Below are 20,090 nucleotides of genomic sequence, written 5' to 3' on the forward strand. Positions count from 1 at the left end.
TTAATTACTTAGCTCTGCTATTGTAAGTTGAAAATTGTAATCAATTAGAAAATTACCTTGTCCCGAAGGTGGTATTTTACCTCTACCATAGTAATCACCTGATTCGACATCAAAAAAACCAGCATTTTGAATCCAGTCAGCTACTACACCATTGATTGCCGAATAAATTGTAAGTCCATACCTTCCTGGCGTTAGAGGCAGTCGCTTAATATATATTTCAATACTTTTGATATTTGATGAAACAGATGAGAAAATTTCACCTGTAACTTCATTACTTAATACCGTAATTCGCTCACCAATTTGATTGTCAATTCCTATACCAAGATGTAAATTTTTCAAATCTTGACCAGTGGAATTTTCAAAATAAAATATAAACCTTACAGATTGTCCACTGCAAAGTGACCTAAGACTTTCTCTCAAATTATTTTGAAGTTGAAAGGAAGTAAATTTAATTACGCCTGTTCCTTTTCTATCTTTTCGTTCAGCTAGTGAAAACTGTGGCAGCTTTGCAGAATCCTTGAGATATTTTCCAATAACAATATCTGTTTTATCTTCCGTAATAACCTCTCCCTGATTGAGCCAAATTGCCTTTTGGCATAAATTCTGTATTGCTGCCATTTGGTGACTCACAAATAAAACTGTTCGTCCCTCTTTTCCCACATCCTCCATCTTTCCCAAACACTTCTTCTGAAACTGAGCATCCCCCACAGCTAATACTTCATCTACAATCAAAATCTCCGGCTCTAAATGCGCCGCCACAGCAAACGCGAGCCGTACATACATACCGGAAGAATAGCGCTTAACCGGAGTATCTAAAAACTTTTCAACTTCGGCAAATGCAACAATCTCATCAAACTTTCGCTTAATTTCTACCTTGCTCATCCCCAAAATTGCACCATTGAGATAAATATTCTCTCTACCCGTCAACTCTGGGTGAAAACCTGTTCCGACTTCCAATAAACTGGCGACTCTTCCCTTAATAGAAATACGGCCTGTGGTGGGTTCTGTAATCCGGCTCAAAATCTTTAAAAGCGTCGATTTGCCAGCCCCATTGCGCCCAATAATCCCAACTCTGTCACCCTGCTTAATCTCAAAGGATACATCTTTCAGCGCCCAGAACTCCTCAACAGTTGGGTCAGATACCTTTTTACCCATAGGCGTAAGCAGCTTCTGTCCTACAGACTTAGCCCCATTTGCTATGACATCCCGCAGCGCTGTATAGCGTTCTTGCTTTTGGTGACCGATGATGTATTTTTTACCCAGGTTTTCAACCTGAATGATTGGATCTGACATACTTCAGAAAAGTTACTAACTATTTAGACCCTAACTGAGCTATTCCATCGGGAAGAAACGATCGCAGAAAATCAAAATTTTATAGATATGTATTGGCTGTCTTAAATGAGGAGTGTTTGGGATAGTTGTGAAAATTTCGTTTCAGTCAATAAAAACGTTGAAAATTGTAAGAGGAGTCATAAGGATCCTGTTTCGTAAAATTATGTTGATTAAATGACATCGGCAAAGGTGCGTTCCATCTTGCGGAAGTACCAGATGCCACTGACAAATAATAGGGCAACTAATCCTACTGAAAAACTGAACTCCGGCCAGGATAATTTTGTTTCACCACCTAAAATGGCCCAACGGAAGCCATCAATGACGCCGACCATTGGATTGAGGGAATAAAGCAATCGCCAGCGTTCGGGGACGACGGTACTGCTAAAACCTACGGGGGAAATGTACAGCCCAAACTGGACGATAAAGGGAACGATGTAGCGAAAATCGCGGTATTTTACGTTGAGGGCTGCCAACCATAAACCTGCACCCATTGCTGCGGCTGCCGCAATAATAATAAACAGAGGTAAAGTTAAAACTCTCCAACTTGGCAGAAAATCATACCAAGCCATCAGCCCCAACAAAATCATCCCGGAAATCATAAAATCGACGAAGCTGACAACTACGGCGCTGGCGGGTACAATTAACCGGGGAAAGTACACCTTAGAAATTAAATTGGCATTCGTAATTAAGCTGTTGCTGCATTCGGACAGTGCGTTCGCAAAGAACTGCCAAGGGAGCATTGCAGCAAATACCAAAATGGGATAGGGTGCGCCTTCGGAAGGGAGTTTGGCTAGCTTACCGAACACAATTGTAAATACCACCATGGTTAGGAAGGGGCGAATTAAGGCCCAAGCCATGCCGATGATGGTTTGCTTGTACCGGACGAGGATATCTCGCCATGCGAGGAAGTAAAATAACTCCCGATAGCGCCATAAGTCTTGCCAGTATTGGCGTTCTGTACGGCCTGCTTCAATAACTAATTCAGTCGAGCTGTTAACCATAAAATATGGGTGCTGATTTTTGTAATTCTGGTTACAGAATTGACGACCTGATGATGATTTTTGCTGCACCCAAAATTAAATTCGTTAGACTGACTCAATTGCCTCGTATAAATAAGGGATTGATGGCAATCTCTCAGTTCTTCAAATGGTTTTAGCTTCGTCAGGAAAAATTTTGTCTTTTTTCGATCGCCTATATTTATTTTCTTCAAAATAAAAACAAATATCGCCATCGATCGCAGCTAATTCTGTTTACCAGACGCAGCCGATCGCCTCGGGTTCCCGAATTCTAGAAAAACCTTAGCAGGAATCTAATAAAAAAATCTCCACTTTCAGGAGATTTTCATAATCTTTAAATTCCTTCTTCAAAGATAAAAAAACAAGCAATTATTCCGTCAAATTCTGCGCTTGCTTGGCTTCCACCATCATCCGCACGACATCGTGCATCTTATACTGTGCTTGCCAGCCCAAAAATTCGCGGGCTTTGGCCGGATGACCGCGACCGACGGCGATATCGGTCGGACGGTACAAACTCTTATCCGTAATCACCCAATCTTGCCAATTTAAACCGACACACTCGAAGGCAGTCGCGACAAAATCTTGCAGCCGATTGCTTTCCCCGGTCGCAATCACGTAATCGTCCGGCTGGTCTTGCTGTAACATCAAGTGCATAGCCTGTACGTAGTCCGGCGCCCAACCCCAATCCCGTTTGATCGAAATATTCCCGAGATGAAGTTTCTCCTGACTTCCAGCAGCGATACGGCAAGCAGCAGCCACAATTTTCTGCGTGACGAAACGTTCGGGACGCAGGGGAGATTCGTGGTTGAAGAGAATCCCGGAACAGGCGAACAGTCCGTAAGCTTCGCGATAGTTGGCCACTTCCCAGAAGGCGGCGGCTTTGGCGACGGCGTAGGGACTGCGGGGACGAAAGGCGGTCAGTTCGTCGGCGGAACGATCGCCCGTATCGCCAAAACACTCACTCGATCCGGCATTGTAAAACTTAATCGGCGCCTGAATAAAGCGAATCGCTTCGAGTAAATTAATCGTCCCGGTAGCGATACTGTCGAGAGTTTCCACCGGTTGATCGAACGACAAGCCGACCGAACTTTGACCCGCGAGATTGTAAATCTCGTGGGGTTGAGTTTTATTCAAAACTTGCAAAACACTGCGAAAATCGGTCAGGGACATCGACAGCAATTTGACCCGATCGCGAATCCCCAAACGCACCAAATTGCTAAAAGATGACATTTGCGCGTCGCGGGAAGTCCCACAAACCTCATACCCTTTATCGAGCAGTAATTTCGCTAAATAAGCCCCATCTTGACCGGAAACCCCGCAAATCAAAGCGGTTGTCATCGTTTTTACCCTTCTCAAAAGTTACACTGTAGCGCTTTTGCAGTGCCGATCGCGCGCATGACCCCATGCTTCTGTGCGGTCGAGAACATCCCAAATCACCATTGCGCCACGCAACAGACCCAATCAAAAATCAAAAATCTTCTCACTCTCGATTCATAAAATCGTCAAACATCGAGTGAGTGCGCGCGATCGCCTCCTCGAATGGTTCCTCAACCTTGCCATTAGTGCGATCGTCGTGTTCGTAATACGAATAGTAATTGTAGTAATACCCATCCCGGGACGACTTGACCATATTAATCACCACCCCAGCCAACGTACAACCCGTGTGCCGTAACGTTTCCATCGTCTGCATCAGAGACGATCGACTCGCCTGTTCGATCGCGCAAACCAAAACCACTCGATCCACCTTCGTCACCATACTTTGGGAATCGCTCAACCCCAAAATTGGCGGCGTATCGATTAAAACATAATCGTAAGCTTGACGCCACTGAGTCAACATTTGGGTCATTTTCTGCGATTCGAGTAACGCCACCGGATTCGGCGGCGTCGGGCCCGAAGTCAAAATATGCAAACGACCGGACTCGGAACGATGAATCAGATCGGACCAATTGCGGTCCGTGGCGATCGCACTACTCAACCCAAGCGCATTTGGCTGTTTAATAAACTCGTGAACCGTCGGTTTACGCATATCCGCATCCACGATTAACACGCGCTGACCCAACTCCGACAACACCCGCCCTAAATTGTAAGTGAGCGTACTCTTCCCTTCCCCACTGGTCGCGGAAGTCAGCGCCAACGTTTTCGCCTCGTCCTCGGCGCCTAAATAGCGCAAATTCAGGGCTAAAGAACGCACCGCCTCCGTAAACGGTTCCGTGTAGTAACTCGGAAGCGATCGCCCTTCCCCCTTCCTCTGAGACACTAACGGACAGCTCACCTTCGGAATCATGCCCAACGAAGGCAATCCCGTCAATTCTTTCGCCTCGTCCACATGTTTGACCCGTTGGTCGCTGCGTTCGACCAAAATCGCCGCCGCCACCCCCAGCAGTCCCCCAGCAATGAGACCTAACAACAAATTGCGTCGGACATTCGGCGAAATCGGTAGTTGCGGTTCGTAAGGCGGTTCTAAAACTCGCCAAGGGGCTGTTTCTTGTGCTTCGGCAATCTGCAACTCCTGAAGTTTTTCTAAAAACCGATTGAACGCCTCTGATTTCACCTTAAACTCTCGTTGCAGTTCGGCATACCGTTGCTGCAACTGAGGGATATTCTCGAATTGAATAGCCACATCTTGCTGAGCTTGACGAATACGCGCCAATTGAGAAAGTCCGGCGGACATTTCTGTTTCCACTTGCAGCAACTGAGTCGCCAGACTTTCTTTAATTGCGCCGGATCCGGTCACCTCATCGAGATCGACTTTAGCAACGGCATCTCCTAACACCCGTCGGCTGCGCTGTTGCAATTGTCGGAATAAATTGTCGCGCTGAATGGCCAAATTTTTGACCACGGGATGGGTTTCGTAAAACCGACTGGCTTCGAGAGTATATTGAGCTTCGACGGCTTTTAATTCCGAGGCGAGTTGTTGATAAACGCTATCTTGGCTCAGTAATGAATGAACTAACGCCGTATCGGGATTTTGACCCGCCTCGACCATCTGCGATCGCAGTTCTGCATAGAGTCTTTGGCTGCGGGTTAAGGTAATTTCTAAAGATTGCGCGTCTTTTTCTAAAGATTGTTTAATATCGAGAACTTGATTGGCGTAGCTTTCCGGATCGACGATCCCGTAAGTTTGACGAAAACTTTGAATCGCCAACGCCGATTCACTTAACTCTTGTTGTGCTTTAGGTAGTTGTTCTTCAATAAACCCGATAGCATTACTCGCTTGAGAAACTTGTCGTTCGAGGCTGTAATCGACATAAGTTTTGCCCAAAACGTCGAGAATTGCCTTCGCTCTAGCGGGGTCGGTATCGGTATAAGAAACAATTAAAACGTCCGCTTCTCCCGCCTTATGAATTGACAAATTACTGGCCACTTGTTTGACCCCGATGGGATTGTCGGTATCGCCTAAAGCGGCGATCGCCTTGGCGACTAAGGCATGACTGCGTAAAATTTGAATTTCTGTAGAAAGATCTTTCTGAGGACCGGGATAGGGAGATTCGAGACCGGGAACGACCGGAACGGACGAGCGATCGTCTACTAAAATTAAAGTTTCCGAGCGATATTGCGGTGTAGTTCGCAAGGTAGAAACGGCTACGGTCGCAAACACCGAAGTCATGACGATCGCGATAATACTCCAGCGTTTGACTAGAGTGCGTCCGAGTTCGACGAAGTCCGTATCGTTTTTATAATCTTGGATGGGATTGATGGCGATCGCATTTTGCATGATGACCTACAAACATCTCTATCAAAACAATTTTCAAAATCGAAACTCAAGCCATCTACATCGGAGATAACGGTATATGTTTTAAACACAAGTTTCAGGCTGAAGATCTACAAAAACCCGATCGCACCCCAATTCGATCGATGCAGCTAATAACAGAGAACCCGCGATCGCCGACGATTCTCACCCCCAGTTGCCCCGATCTTGCCAGACCATTCCGTTTTGCCCCCTGATACAAGAACGATCCCTACAATCCGGACAAACTTTGAGAAAAGAAAAACCGCGATCGCCTTCCTCCAATTCCCAGCTTGAGCGACGAGCTACCATTACTGACCCGATCGCCCGGTGTAAATGTTTCAAGATGTCACGGACAAAATCGTTTTTTCGATGCTCCCGGCGTTCGCCCCCAACCCCGAATCGATCAAGAGCGATCGAGCAAATCTTTTAAAATCTGCTCGGTACGACCGTTCAAACCGTGACCGTTATGACCGTTACCATTCCCGTTACCCTTCCCATTCCCGTTGCCATTGCCGCGATCCTCGTCATCCGTGCGATGGTAGTAGGTATAGTAAGAATGATAGTAATAGCCATCGTGAGTAGAATCGACCAAATTGACCACCAGACCCGCCAATTTACACTGAATGCGGCGTAACGTTTCCATCGTCTGCACCAACGACGAACGGGTCGATCGCTCCATCGCCGCCACCAACACCATGCGATCCACATTCGCCGCCACACTTTGCGCGTCGGTCACCCCCAAAATCGGCGGCGTATCGATCAACACGTAATCGTAAGCTTGGCGCCACTCGTGCAGAAGTTGCCGCATTTTCTGAGATTCCAACAGCGCCACCGGATTCGGCGGCATCGGCCCGGAAGTCAAGACGTGGAGATTACCCGAGCGATCGCTCTGAATCAAATTGCGCCACGGGCGATCGGTGGCGATCGCGCTGCTCAACCCCAACGCATTCGTCTGCTTGATAAACTCGTGAATCGTCGGTTTGCGCATATCCGCATCCACAATCAACACGCGCTGACCCAACTCGGCGAGCGATCGGGCCAAATTATACGTGAGCGTACTTTTCCCTTCACTCGGCGTCGAAGACGTCAGCGCTAAGGTTTTCACCTCATCTTTCGCCCCCAAATAGCGCAAATTCAACGCCAGCGATCGGATCGCCTCCGTAAATGGCGAACCATGGGCCCGATAGCGATCGCCATCCATTCGCGATCCTTCCACCAACGGCACTTTCACCTTCGGTACCACCCCCAACGACGGTAACCCGGTCAGTTCCTTCGCCTCGTCCACGCGCTGCAATCGCTGATCCGTGCGTTCCAGCAAAATCACCGCCGCCACACCCAGCAATCCTCCCGCAATCAACCCCAACAGCAAATTCCGCCTGATATTCGGCGAAATTGGGTTTTGAGGTTGGTAAGGCGGCTCCAAAATTCGCCACGGCGCCGTTTCTTGCGCTTCGGCAATTTGCAACTCCTGCAACTTCTCTAAAAAGCGATTGACCGCCTGAGACTTCACCTGAAACTCCCGTTGCAAATCCGCATATCTCTGCTGCAATTGCGGAATTTGCTCGAATTGAACCGCCACTTTCCCCTGTGCGTTGCGGATCTCTTGTAATTGGCTCCTTTGCGCCTCCAGTTCCGTTTCCAACTGCAACAACTGCGTCGCCAAACCCTGTTGGATCGCCCCGTATCCCGCAACGTCGGACAAATCCACCTGACTCACCGCATCCCCGAGAACCCGCGCCGAGCGATATTGCAATAAATTAAACAAGTTGTCGCGCTGCATTTGCAAATTTTTCACCACCGGATGGGTGTCGTGAAAACGAGCGCGTTCTTCCATATACTTCGCTTCGACCGCTTTGAGCTGACTGGCGAGTTGTTGGTAAACCGAATCTTCCGCCAGCATTGAATTCACCAACGCCGTATCCGGATTTTGTCCCGCCGCAACCATTTGGCGGCGCAGTTCGGCATACTGACGCTGGGTTCGACTTAGAGAAATTTCGAGTTGTTGACCGTCTTTTTCTAATAATTGTTTTTGTTCTAAAACTTGATTGGCATAACTTTCCGGATCGACGATCCCGTAATCTTGCCGGAATTTTTGGATCGCTTGCGCCGTTTCGTTAAGTTCTGCTTGCGCTTTGGGCAGTTGTTCTTCAATAAAATCGATCGCGTTGGTCGCTTGCGACAGTTGCCGTTCTAAACTGTAGTCCACATAAGTCGATCCGAGCGCTTCTAAAATCGCTTTGGCCCGCGAAGGATCCGTATCGGTATAAGAAACGATCAAAACGTCGGCTTCCCCAGCTTGTCGAATAGACAAATGTCTGACCACTTGGCTGACCGACAATTGACTCGTCGAATCTTCCAGGCGCGAGATCGCTTTGGCGACTAAAGAATGACTTTGGAGGATTTGAATTTCCGTAGAGCGATCTTTGCGCGTGGCGATCTCCGGCGCTCCGGGAACCAGAGGCGTCGAAGCTTCGTTATCGAGTAAAATTAGAGTTTCTGACTGATATTCGGGGGTTTTAGTCGCCGTTGACAGTCCGACCCCCGCAAATACCGCAGTCGCAATCGCGGCGGCAGATCCGGCGCGTTTGCGCAGGATTCTTAAAACTTCTGAAAGATCGTTGTTATCGTCCGGTAAGGTCATCCGGTCGAGTCCGGCAAAACGATCTGGCATCCCTGCATTGGGTACGATTGAACTGTCCACGGTAAGAACCTTCCCTTTACCCGAAATTTTCGCGATCGCCCCCCTTGTTTTTATGCGTGACAAGCTGACGAACCTTTCTCTAAAAGTCCGTTGAATCGAGGATTATTTCAAAAGAGGGCAAGATCTGCTAAGTTTTTCTTAAAACCTTTTCGATGTCCGGAAAACTAGGACGAACGATCGCGCGAAAGTGAATCCATAGGGCGCGGATCGCGAGCTTTTCTTAGCCAGTAAAAAGACATCGTTAATCTTGACACGATCCCGAAGGCGATCGTCGTTCCATTTTATTCGCAAAAGCCGATCGCCTTTCCGGAATTTCGGGGGCAAAACAGGGGTGTAAACCGGAAAACATTCCCTCGATTCTCCCCGGAGATTGTGGTTGGCGATCGCCGCTATTTTTGACGTACTAAATTGCTTCTCCTTCTTTCTGCTTGCAAAAATAACCCGTAAATTTTTCCTTGAAAATGTAATCGATCGCCCGAGGCGTTAACGCCCTCTTCAAACATTTTCCAGAAGGTTAGAGTTTAAAAAATTACAACCAGATAATTTTCAATCTCAAAATTAAAAGCGCAAAGAGTATAATTCATACAGCCAAAATCAATTTTGAATCAAAATTAGGACAGGTATTGTGGCACGGGTTGTTTTAGAAAACGTTTACAAAAGCTTCGGCACGCCTCACGGCGATCGCGACGACGCGGCCAACCCTCGCGGCGATCGCGCGGTGTTGCGCCGGATCGACTTCGCCGTTGAGGATGGTGAATTTATGGTTTTGGTCGGTCCGTCCGGATGCGGCAAAAGTACCTTATTGCGCTCGATCGCCGGATTGGAAGAACTCAGTGCGGGCAATATCTGGGTCGGCGATCGTCGCGTCAACGACTTGCCCCCCAAAGCGCGCGATATTGCCATGGTTTTCCAAAATTACGCCCTTTACCCCCACCTCAACGTCTACAACAACCTCGCTTTCGGTTTGCGACGCAATCCCCGTCTCGCCGAAAATCACTCCTCCCAGGAACATCGCACCGTTCCCCCTTGGTTGGAAGAAGCTTTGGTCAGTGTAACGCGATCGCTGCCCAAAGGCTTGCGCTATCTCAGCGAACGCGAACGGGAAGTAGACCGCCGAGTCCGCGCGATCGCCGCCTTACTCCAAATCGAATCCCTCCTGCACCGTCTCCCCAAACAACTCTCCGGCGGTCAAAAGCAGCGCGTCGCCCTCGGACGGGCAATGGCCCGCGACCCCCAAGTTTTCTTGATGGACGAACCGCTTTCTAATTTAGACGCCAAACTGCGAGCGCAAACCCGCAGCCAAATCGTCCAACTTCAGCGCCAGGTCGGCATTACCACCATCTACGTCACCCACGATCAAACTGAAGCCATGACCATGGGCGATCGCATTGCCGTCATGAATCACGGACAAATTCAACAAATTGCCCGACCCCTAGAACTGTATCACCGTCCCGCCAATCTCTTCGTCGCCGAATTCATCGGTTCCCCCCCGATGAACTTTATCCCGGTTCAGTTCAAAGCTCCCTTACTCGTCGTTCACAACGCCTTCCGCTTCACCCTTCCCGAATATTGGGCCGATGTGTTACAAAAACTCGACGGTCAAACCTTAATGTTAGGCATTCGTCCGGAACATCTCACCATCAGTCCGGCGGCTACCAAAAATCTTCAAGTTACCGTCGATCTCGTCGAAGCCCTCGGACACGAAACCTACCTCACGGTCCATCTCGCGGGTGAAGACCCCCCCTTAACCCTTCAAGCTCGCGTCGAACCGGATTGGCTGGTCACTCCCGGCGAGTCGATCTGGTTGGCGATCGCCCCCGAAAAAATTCACCTGTTCGATTCTCGTACCGGAACCGCTATCTATCCCAGGAAAATCTCGGAACCGTTGTAGATTTTAGATTGTTAGATTTTAGATTGAGGGAGTGGGCGATCTCGAATCCGTCGGCATCAGAATCCCCCTGTACTCCCCAGTTTTGCCTTTTGCCTCTTGCCTCCTCCCTTCTCTCATGCAGAACCTTGCCATTTTCGCAAATACTTGTTACATTAATTTACAAATAACAAAATTCGAGTCAAAAAAGGAGTAAAGCGATCGTGGACAACGACAACCGTAATGCTTGGAAGTGGGGCTTTTCTGCCGGAGCTGAGAACTGGAACGGACGTTTGGCCATGCTCGGTTTCGTAGCTGCTTTAATTGTCGAGTTCGTGTCCGGTCAAGGGATCTTGCACTTTCTCGGTTTAACATAGCTTTAAATTTTCCATCCCAACCTCTGTCAATCTCTGAATAAAAATAGCTGGGAGTTCCCGATTGGAATTCCCAGCCTTTTTCTATATCAAAATCTTCAGTCTGAATGCACGATCGCCCCGATTGTCTAAATCACGGGAAATGTCCCGGCAAATGCGGCGATCGAGCCTAGTGGTGTCGTCGGAGCCGAGCGGAAGGCTCGATCGCGGAGGGTTAGCGAATATATTCTTTGAGAATACTATTGCGATTGGGATGGCGTAACTTACGCAATGCTTTCGCCTCGATTTGGCGAATGCGCTCGCGGGTCACGTTGAAGATTTGGCCGATTTCTTCGAGAGTTTTCATGCGCCCGTCATCCAAACCGTAACGCAGTCGCAGGACATCCCGTTCCCGGGGGCTGAGGGTATCGAGGACACTTTCGAGATCTTCGCGCAGCAGGTTTTTAGAAACCTGATCCTCGGGAGTTTCGCCATCGGACTCGATGAAATCGCCCAAACGAGAATCTTCTTCTTTCCCGATCGGAGTTTCCAGAGAAATTGGCAGTTGGGCCGACTTGGCAATAAAGCGCAACTTTTCGATGGTCATTTCCATGCGAGTTGCGATTTCCTCTTCGGTCGGCTTGCGACCCATTTCTTGGGATAAAAGCTTGGTGGTTTTTTTGATCCGGGAGATCGTTTCGTAAAGGTGAACGGGTAAGCGAATCGTGCGAGATTGATCGGCGATCGCCCGGGTAATCGCCTGACGAATCCACCAAGTCGCATAGGTAGAAAACTTATAACCTTTTTCGTGGTCGAACTTTTCGGCAGCACGAATCAAACCGAGACTACCTTCTTGAATCAAATCTTGGAAAGACAAGCCGCGATTCATGTATTTTTTGGCGATCGAAACCACCAGACGCAAATTGGACTGAACCATCTTGTCCTTGGCCCGTCGTCCCAAATGCAGTCGACTGCGAAAAGCGGGTAAAGGCATATCGACCGCCTCGGCCCATTCTTTATCGTTCGGTTCGCGATCGAGGTCGTCGTAGAGTTTCTCGCGAATGCGCTCTAATTCGAGTAAATCGGCGATTTTGCGAGCCAGCTCGATTTCTTCATCCGCGCGCAGCAGACGAATCCGACCGATTTCTTGTAAGTAGAGGCGAATAGAGTCTTCGGTATAGTGCTTTTTCTTGGCTTGATTGCGCCGACGAGCTGCTCGAAGCTTGTCCGCTTTCTCCGCAGCTTGGTTGTCCAAATCCTCGATCGAGCCTTCCACTTCTTCGGCGCGGTCGTCCGCCAAATCTTCTTCCGATTGATCGATGAGCAAGTCTACCTCATTTTGAGATTGACTAATTTGTCCGATTTTGGACTTTTCAATGGGTGCTAGTACGTTATTTGCCTGGGTCATGCCGCGTTCCTCGTGCTCCTTTATGAAACAATCAACTAACTGGATAAATTTAGTTGGGCAATGGGTTTAAAACTTTAGCCGATCGCGCCTCCTTTTCAGTCCCTTAAAAAAGGGTTAGCTTTGAGAGCTTTGACAACTGACAGGCAAGGCGATCGACCCGGCGCGGCGGTTCCGGAGCGTTCCGGAGTAGCGCGTCCGACGCGAATCGTCTCGGTTACACCCACTTGAGAACTTGTCTGGAAGCGGGGAGCAACAGATGGGACGACTCAATTCGATCCATTAATTCCCAACAAAAGAACGGGTTAAGAGAAGGGCGTTCTCGGTATCTGCTTAGTGCGATCGCGCAAAGACTTTTCCGATTGTAGCCTTTTTCACAAATATTGCACGTTCGTTTCCCCTGTTAACCCCTACCCTCGGGATTGGACGCAAGGCAGAGATTTCCAAATTTTCTACATTGAAATCATCTGAGCGCTTCACCCATCCACCACAATGCTTGAATTTACCGCTCGGCATAATCACTCAATTACCATCTTAGCGAAGCCATCGAATCGAGTTATGCGCGGATAACTCGAACCGCTTTCGGTCAATTTAGTCAGTGGACTGCCTCTCGAAAATCGTATTTGTGTTAATGCACCCATTGTGATTCGATGTTCCTCGATAAGTTAACTGTCACGCCAGAGGCCATCACCTTGTCCAGTGTGGCCTTTAACCTGGAGGAATGAAGATAGAGATTCGATTCAGATTCCGATCCTGTCGATTTACTCCAATTTAGTTTGAGATTTTAGCAAACTCATATTGCCTGCAAGAACGATCGCCGCATCAGTGGAGATCGATTGACTGTTGACGGTCATATTTCAGTGGTTCTTGTACTCATGCGATCGGCGACCTGTCCACAATCCCCGTTGTGGACCGGGCTGGGGTCCGATGTGAAAATAGATCGGGCTGGCTCATCTTCAGTCAACTTACGTTCTCGGCGGAACGCAATCGGAGTTATTGAAGTTTTAAAGACAATTGGCTTGCACGAACATGAGTGTACACTCCGCTATTCTAGTCAATCTACTCTAGAGATGACAGGGGGATGATTTCATAACTTAACATTCCCCAACCTCGAACCAGATTAACAATCCGATTAGTACACTAGACACACAGGTTAGCGGATCTAATGGGCCGTAAAATCGCATGGGAGGGGAAAATGACGCGATCTTCCCACAGCGATCGCCTCTTTCCCGGTCGAGAGCGCTCTAAACTCTAACTCCGGCGATCGCGGGCAGTTTCCCAGCGCGACCAAAACTCATCTATTAGGCAAAATTGGTAACCGCGATCGCGCAATTGGGGAACCAATGCGGCGACCGTCGCCACCACGTCGCGACCGCCATAATAGCCGTCGTGCAGCACGATTACCGATCCGTCCGTCACCTGAGCTAAAACCCGCTCGACCACCACACTCACCCCCGGTTCGCACCAATCTTCGGGAACCACACTCCACATCACCGGACGATAATTCCACTCGCGCAGCCAACGCAAGACCTGCGGCGTAAACACCCCGTTGGGGGGGCGCACGTCGCGCACTCGCCGTGCGACCTGCTCTAGATCCCATCCGCAAGCGCGGGCGATCGCCGAGCGAGTGCGAGCCAAACTCTCCTGGAGGCGATCGCGACCCAAGCTCGGGAACGAGCGGTGTTCGTAGCCGTGCAAGCCCAAACCGTGACCGCCTCTGTCAATGGCCCGCACCCATTGGGGATGACGGCTGACCGATCGCCCCAGACAGAAAAAAGTGGCCGGAACCGCTAGGGAGTCGAGCTCTTCGAGCAACGCCGGAGTGTATTCGGGATGGGGACCGTCGTCAAACGTCAGCGCCACACTCGAAGAGCGATCTGTAGCGGTTCTCTCCGTCGGCGCCGACCACAAACACCCGGGGAAACAGGGTTTGAGGACGCGGTATAAAATAGGGTACAGGGGCGCGAATTGCATCGAAGGATTTTTAAGATTGATTCAAGAGTTCTGTATGATAACCCGAGCGACCAACAGCCAACAGTCGAACCGTTCGCAAAGCGTCTTTGAAAGAGCATCTCGAACGAGAGCGGGCGGCGACAGGCTAAGCCAAAGCCGACCTCAAGCCTTCAAACGCTTCACCCAACTGCTCGGCGCGGCGATCGCCACCACCCTCGTCGGCTGTAACAGTATTATCACCGAACGCTACGACGCCACCGCCACCGTCACCTACACCTGGAAAGTCGAATACACCACCACCCCAGTCGCCAGTAAAGACCGCCGCATCGAAACCTTTGCCTCCAACACCTTAGTCAATCACAACGGCGAGAAACCTCCCGGCGCCGTCACCGGACCCGACGATCGCGGCTTGTGGTGGCCCGCCCTCCCGCCGCGACCGACCGTTGACCAAATCGAAGCCGCCGCCGAAGTCAACGAAAAACCGGGAACCCCAGAATTATTAAAAGATGTCGAATACCAACTGACCTACCAAATCGGCAACCGTCAAGTCACCAAACCCACAAATTATCAAGTTTATCGGGAAGTCGCGAAAGCCTATCCCGAGGGTTTACCCGTTAAATTCACCTTGGGGGCCGGAGATCTGAGCGTCGATCGCGCCGAAGCGCAATAAATCAGTTTCGATGTCAACAGAGATCGTTCTGCTGCCTTATTTTTAGACATTTTTGAGACATTTTTAGGCGATCGGCGTCGATAAGTCGATTTCTTGTAACTGCTCTCCAGGATTGAATGCCACAGAGGGACGCGACTCTCTGAAAGAAGGATCTAAAATCGCCGTCGAAGTCCGCTTGCGTTTTTGTCGTCGCAAGCGCGTGTACTCCACCCGTTTGACCCGGGCGGTGTCGTAAGCGGCAGTATGTTCGGGAATTTTCTTTAAATATTGCAACGCCCCGGCATAATCTTTCACCTTGGCGCGATTGTAAGCACTTTGAAGCAGTCGATTGCCCTTAATTTGCTGCTTTTCGCGGTACTCCGCAATTTTTTGACGCACCAGGGCATAAGTGGGAGCCGCTTCCGGAATTTGTTCGAGTAACTGGATCGCCCCTTCAAAGTCTCTAACTTGAGCGCGTTGGTAAGCTTTTTGAATCAGTTGATGGGCTTCGGCTTTCAGTTTGATGCGTTCTTTCTCGCCATACTCGGCAATTTTAGCCTGAGCCGTATCGTAAACGGGGGTTCCCGGTGGGATTTGTTGGAGTAGCTTCAAAGCAGCCGCAAAATCCCGTTCGCTGGCGCGATCGTAAGCCTCTTGCAACCATTGGGGAGTTTGCCCAGCCACGGCGGCGGTCGCCTGGGTGACGAGGGGGGCGCTTTTCTCCTGCCAGAAGATAATTTCGGGAATGGTTTGCGCGGCGCGGATCGTATCGAGCCATCGTTGTTCTTGAAAGGCTTTTTCGGCGATCGCGTACTGACGAGCCGCATTTTGCCAATCGACTTGCCACTGTTCGAGTTCGCTTTGGGCGTTGTAGTAAGCGGAACTAAACGTCGGAATCGATTCCGCCAGGGCGATCGCGTCTTCAAAGTCTCCGGCATGGTATTCTTGACGGGCGCGGGCGAGAACCTCGTTCCCGTCATCGGTGGCGGACAAATGCAGTAAAGCCGTCAAGCCCCCCGTAATCACCAAAGCGTTGAGGGCGATCGCCGCCCAAATACTGACGACGAACAACGATGGCATCGGACGATTGCTTTTGAACCCGGAAAAAGCGGGCTTTGGCGTCGAATTCTCCCTTGAGGGTCGCGCCGCATCCTCGCTAGCGGCTTGTGGGGTCACTTCCGTAGATTCTTCACTGTTACGGTTTAATGGTCTCGACCGTTCGCTCTCGTCACTCTCTTCGATCGCCGTCCCGACCACGCTGAGGGTAGGGTTCGCAACTGCATGGGGGAGTTGCAGCGCTTTCAACACTTCCGATGCGGATTGATAGCGCTGTTTGGCGTGATTGCTCACCATTTTGGCGAGAACCGCGATCGCCTTGGGTTCGATATCCCCACGGACGGCGTGCTGCCACCGCAACTCCCCCCGCGTCGGCTCGATCTCGATTTGACTCGGATGCAACCCCGTCAGCGCTTGAATGGCAATCAAACCGAGGGCATAAATATCGCTGTTGGGTTGGGGATGACCCGTGAGTTGTTCCGGCGGTAAATAGCCGAACGTCCCGAGGGGAACGGTAATCACAAATTGTCCCGGTTTGGTCACCGGGGCGTTTTGAATCCCTCGAATGGCACCGAAATTGAGTAACATCCATTTGCCATCGGATTGCCGTCGGATCAGGTTTTCCGGGGCGATCGCGCAATGAATCAGACCGCGATCGTGAATGAAATCTAAAACCCCCAAGACATCTTGCAGCATCGTGAGGCATTCCTCGGGCGCCCAGGTGCCATGTTTTCCCGTGGGTAATTGATTGCTGAGGGTTTCTCCTTCGATATACTCTTGAACTAGAAACAGTTCTTGTTCGTACTCGAAACAATCGATCAGTTGGGGGATTTGTTCGTGGTGACCGAGTTGTTCTAAGGTTTGGGCTTCGATCGTCAGTAAATGCCGGGTAAAATTCGGGCAATTGGCGCGTTCGAGCGCTAACGAGAGTTGTTTGACAAAGCACTTGTGCTGACCCAAACTGTGCGTATCTTCGGCGATGTAAGTTTTGCCGAAAGCATCCGCGTCGAGCACTTCGATGACTTGATAGCGGTCGGCTAACAAGTTCCCGACGACGGGAATCGACACAAATCTCTGCATAGAATCACTCTCCACCTTGACCTCGGCTAGAAATGGCTTGGGCGATCCATTCGGCCCGTCGAAGGCGTCGCTGAGGCTGCAGTCACCTCCGGCGGCGAATGGCGCGAACGAGACCCGAATTGACCCTAAGATTTGGGCTGCATTGTGGGAGCGATCGCCCGAATGACGCGATCGCCGATGCTTCGTACCACTTCCAGCCCGTCATCGCACTTGTCTGCTGTTGTCCGATCGGTGACAAAAATTGCCATTATGTCGATCGGTTGACCCCAGCAGCACAAGTCCGAACTACCAACGCAAAGCAACCCAAGGGCTAGGAATCTGGCCGCTATTAGGAGCAGACTCAGGTCTTCCCTATGAGTTTTCAGCAACCGGATGGGAAGTTCAGGAATAAATGAGGTCCCCGGGTTCGCCCTTACGAGACGTGCGGCGCTATTTTGTATCGATGTTTACACTTTTGCGGACATGGCGATGCTCCTGGGGAGATCCTTTCGCGTTCGCCGTCCGGGGGAATCTTTTGAGGGGTTGTTGCGTTCCCGCTTCGATCTGTCCCGAACGCCACAAATTTTTGTTGAAAAGAGATAAATATTGTTGCGATTTTTGAGGGGAAGCTAGTGAATTCGATCTCCTATCACGATTTATTTGCCGCCCTCGTTTTTCTAGTTCTTTCGGGGTTGTTTACCTTAGAAGTTTTTGTCGGTTCTGTAGATCGCCGCCGCGTTCGCCGCCAACATAAACGGAATGGGTCTTATCTCAGTCGAGATCGCCTTGACGATGTCCCGGGCAAGGGTCACGAGGCGATCGAATTAAATATCGATCGCCACTCGAACCGCTAATGTTTTCATATCGGCGATCGTCTACCCTCGAAAGCTTATTTCGTATTTTTCAATTGCTCTAATGAATTAACTTGCAATTCCTTTAAATCAATAAGCTGTCAGACATTTAAATCGGATCGGTAAAATGAGTAATTTTGCTGTAATTTCTATCGATTTTTCGATTTTTGCGGTAGGCATTCGGAATGCTTGCCTCTTGATATATATACATTACAAATAGAAACAATTTAGCCAGATCTAAACGCAGAAAAAGCTAAATTTTACTATTCTGTATAGAATAAATCTCCGTTATTTCTTGTCTTCCTCTCAATTGCAACTCGCCTACTTTCCGACCGGGATAGCGATCGCGGACGTAAGCAAAAGTCTCGCGAGTAATTAGCAAACTATAAGGATTATTGTCAAGAATTTCTTTATTCATCGGTTCCAAGCGAGCGGCAATATTAACCGTATCGCCCAAAACGGAATAATTCGATCGCCGAGAACCGCCCACACTGCCAGCGATGACCGGGCCGGTATGGATGCCGATCCCAAACCGAATCGGCGGCTTTCCCGTGGCTTTAAAATGGCGGTTGAGAACTTGTAATTGTTCGTGCATTTTAAAACAAGCGGCGATCGCATTCAACGCATCCTGTTGAATTTCCGCTTCCGTCGTGCGGACGAACGGAACGCCAAAACAGGCCATAATCGCATCGCCAATATATTTATCGATCGCCCCCCCACAATTCATAATACAATTCGACATCACGTCGAGATATTCGTTGAGCCACGGTAACAATTCCCTCGGCGGCATCTGCTCGGAAATCGTCGTAAATCCGCGAATATCCATAAACAAAATCGTGGCGATCGCTTCTTGAGGGGGAACCGCTCCGTGTTGGAAAATTTCATGGCGCTGCTGCCAGATCGTGCGGGCCGTTTCCGGGGCAACTTGCGTCTCAAACAAGCGCATCAGTTGCTGTTTTTGGTACTGTTCGCGGACCTGAACGGCGATCGCGCTCAAGGCGATCGTACCGATGGGAGTCGCCGTGGGTAACCACCAATTCACCCAAGTGAAGGCACCCAAGGCAATTCCCACCCACACCGACGGCAAAAGCAACAGCAGCCCCACCCGATGTTTCCAATCCAAACCGGACAACAGCCACCCAGTCCCCAGAGCGAACGCGATCGCCGCCCAAGGAGACACCCACGCGGGCCAACGACGTAAAAACCGATCTTCGAGCCAATTGTCCGCAACGGCGGCATGGATGTAAACCCCCGCGATCGCTTGGAATGGCGAAATTTTGCGGTCTAACCCCGTCGCCACCGCGCCGACAAATACGAATTTATTGGCAAACGCACTCATCGGGACGCGACCTTCGACCACATCGACAAACGAATAGGTGGGAACCGCTTGCATTTTCCCGGGCCAATTAACCCAGAAGTTATACCAAACTCCGGATTGGTAACGGGCGATCGCCCTTTGAGGCAGTTCGGCTAACAGGTCGGACGAGGGCAAGTCCCCGGACACTTGTAACATTGCCAAACTCAAATTGGGAATCCCTTCAATCCACAGGGTCGCCTGACGGCTGATCCCGTCGCGGTCGGCTTCGTGGAGAATTTGACCCACGGCGGCGGCAGCGTCTTGCAAGATCGGCAAAGGTTCCTCCCCCCAGGCGCCCCGGGCGAGGACGACGCGACCGTTACGGGCGATCGCCTCCGCTAAGCGGGCATCTTGAGGACTCGGATCGAGAAAGAGAACATCGAACCCGATCGCCGCCGGATCGGCATCGTTCAACACGTCGAGCAGTTGGACGTAGCGATCGCGCGACCAGGGAAATTGACCGTAAACCTGCAAACTGGTCTCGTCAATTGCCACGGTCACGATCCGCTCGTTCCAACTGAGCGAACCGCGCAGTTTAAATAACTGGTTGTAACCAAATCGTTCTAAAGGCTCCCACAGTCCCAACAGGGCAATGGCAGCCGAAACCGCCCCCGCAATGGCACCGGGCCACCAGGGATAATCCCGTATTAACGTGCGGCGAAGCCAGCCTCGAACTCCCAAAATCATTCCTCACTCGTTCGATAGGGGTCGAACTGCACCCGACTCGAAGCCGGAAGTCTGCTCGCGAAACTCTCTCGTTC

At 50.2% G+C, this 20,090-nt stretch carries 14 protein-coding genes; 4 read left to right on the top strand and 10 right to left on the bottom strand.

The genetic code is table 11. The features are described 5' to 3' along the window. The 5 genes from HCG48_RS19525 to HCG48_RS19545 form a co-directional block, all read right to left on the bottom strand. Positions 1–1,293 (bottom strand): ABC transporter ATP-binding protein, encoded by a 1,293-nt coding sequence (locus HCG48_RS19525; RefSeq protein WP_168570655.1) that lies wholly within the window; start codon positions 1,291–1,293, stop codon positions 1–3. A 209-nt stretch (positions 1,294–1,502) separates the two neighbouring features. Next, complete coding sequence (locus tag HCG48_RS19530) at positions 1,503–2,333, bottom strand: ABC transporter permease (protein ID WP_168570656.1); 831 nt, start codon at positions 2,331–2,333, stop codon at positions 1,503–1,505. Positions 2,334–2,717: 384 nt separating this feature from the next. Next, on the bottom strand, positions 2,718–3,686 hold the full coding sequence (locus HCG48_RS19535; protein WP_168570657.1) for a GDP-mannose 4,6-dehydratase: 969 nt from the start codon (positions 3,684–3,686) through the stop codon (positions 2,718–2,720). A 142-nt stretch (positions 3,687–3,828) separates the two neighbouring features. Beyond that, positions 3,829–6,063, bottom strand: coding sequence for a GumC family protein (locus HCG48_RS19540; protein WP_168570658.1), 2,235 nt, complete (start codon positions 6,061–6,063; stop codon positions 3,829–3,831). A gap of 418 nt (positions 6,064–6,481) precedes the next feature. Beyond that, complete coding sequence (locus HCG48_RS19545) at positions 6,482–8,749, bottom strand: GumC family protein (RefSeq protein WP_168570659.1); 2,268 nt, start codon at positions 8,747–8,749, stop codon at positions 6,482–6,484. 655 nt (positions 8,750–9,404) lie between these two features. Here HCG48_RS19545 and HCG48_RS19550 point away from each other — a divergent pair. Continuing rightward, positions 9,405–10,670, top strand: coding sequence for an ABC transporter ATP-binding protein (locus tag HCG48_RS19550; protein WP_168570660.1), 1,266 nt, complete (start codon positions 9,405–9,407; stop codon positions 10,668–10,670). Positions 10,671–10,870: 200 nt separating this feature from the next. Next, entirely contained in the window at positions 10,871–11,023 is a 153-nt protein-coding gene (locus HCG48_RS19555; protein ID WP_168570661.1) for a CAB/ELIP/HLIP family chlorophyll-binding protein, read from the top strand. Positions 11,024–11,234: 211 nt separating this feature from the next. On the opposite strand, the gene rpoD is transcribed toward HCG48_RS19555, so the two are convergent. Both rpoD and HCG48_RS19565 read right to left on the bottom strand, forming a co-directional pair. Continuing rightward, entirely contained in the window at positions 11,235–12,407 is a 1,173-nt protein-coding gene (rpoD, locus tag HCG48_RS19560) for an RNA polymerase sigma factor RpoD (protein WP_168570662.1), read from the bottom strand. A 1,248-nt stretch (positions 12,408–13,655) separates the two neighbouring features. Beyond that, positions 13,656–14,378 carry a polysaccharide deacetylase family protein gene (locus HCG48_RS19565; protein WP_168570663.1) on the bottom strand — a complete coding sequence of 241 codons (723 nt, stop codon included), beginning with the start codon at positions 14,376–14,378 and terminating at the stop codon, positions 13,656–13,658. Positions 14,379–14,412: 34 nt separating this feature from the next. Between HCG48_RS19565 and HCG48_RS19570 the strand changes: the two genes are divergently transcribed. Next, the gene (locus HCG48_RS19570; protein WP_246259646.1) at positions 14,413–15,027 is read left to right on the top strand and encodes a hypothetical protein; all 615 of its coding nucleotides are present in this window, start codon (positions 14,413–14,415) and stop codon (positions 15,025–15,027) included. A 63-nt stretch (positions 15,028–15,090) separates the two neighbouring features. On the opposite strand, the gene HCG48_RS19575 is transcribed toward HCG48_RS19570, so the two are convergent. Together HCG48_RS19575 and HCG48_RS26580 are read right to left on the bottom strand one after the other, a co-directional pair. Continuing rightward, positions 15,091–17,142, bottom strand: coding sequence for a serine/threonine protein kinase (locus tag HCG48_RS19575; protein WP_168570664.1), 2,052 nt, complete (start codon positions 17,140–17,142; stop codon positions 15,091–15,093). A 125-nt stretch (positions 17,143–17,267) separates the two neighbouring features. Next, positions 17,268–17,390: a hypothetical protein gene (locus tag HCG48_RS26580; protein ID WP_281362029.1), complete on the bottom strand. Its 123-nt coding sequence runs from the start codon at positions 17,388–17,390 to the stop codon at positions 17,268–17,270. A 363-nt stretch (positions 17,391–17,753) separates the two neighbouring features. On the opposite strand from HCG48_RS26580, the gene HCG48_RS19580 reads away from it, so the two are divergent. Continuing rightward, entirely contained in the window at positions 17,754–17,975 is a 222-nt protein-coding gene (locus HCG48_RS19580; protein WP_168570665.1) for a hypothetical protein, read from the top strand. A 250-nt stretch (positions 17,976–18,225) separates the two neighbouring features. On the opposite strand, the gene HCG48_RS19585 is transcribed toward HCG48_RS19580, so the two are convergent. Continuing rightward, entirely contained in the window at positions 18,226–20,016 is a 1,791-nt protein-coding gene (locus HCG48_RS19585) for a CHASE2 domain-containing protein (RefSeq protein WP_168570666.1), read from the bottom strand. Between the last annotated feature and the right edge of the window lie 74 nt (positions 20,017–20,090).

Source organism: Oxynema aestuarii AP17, assembly GCF_012295525.1.
Taxonomy (GTDB): domain Bacteria; phylum Cyanobacteriota; class Cyanobacteriia; order Cyanobacteriales; family Laspinemataceae; genus Oxynema; species Oxynema aestuarii.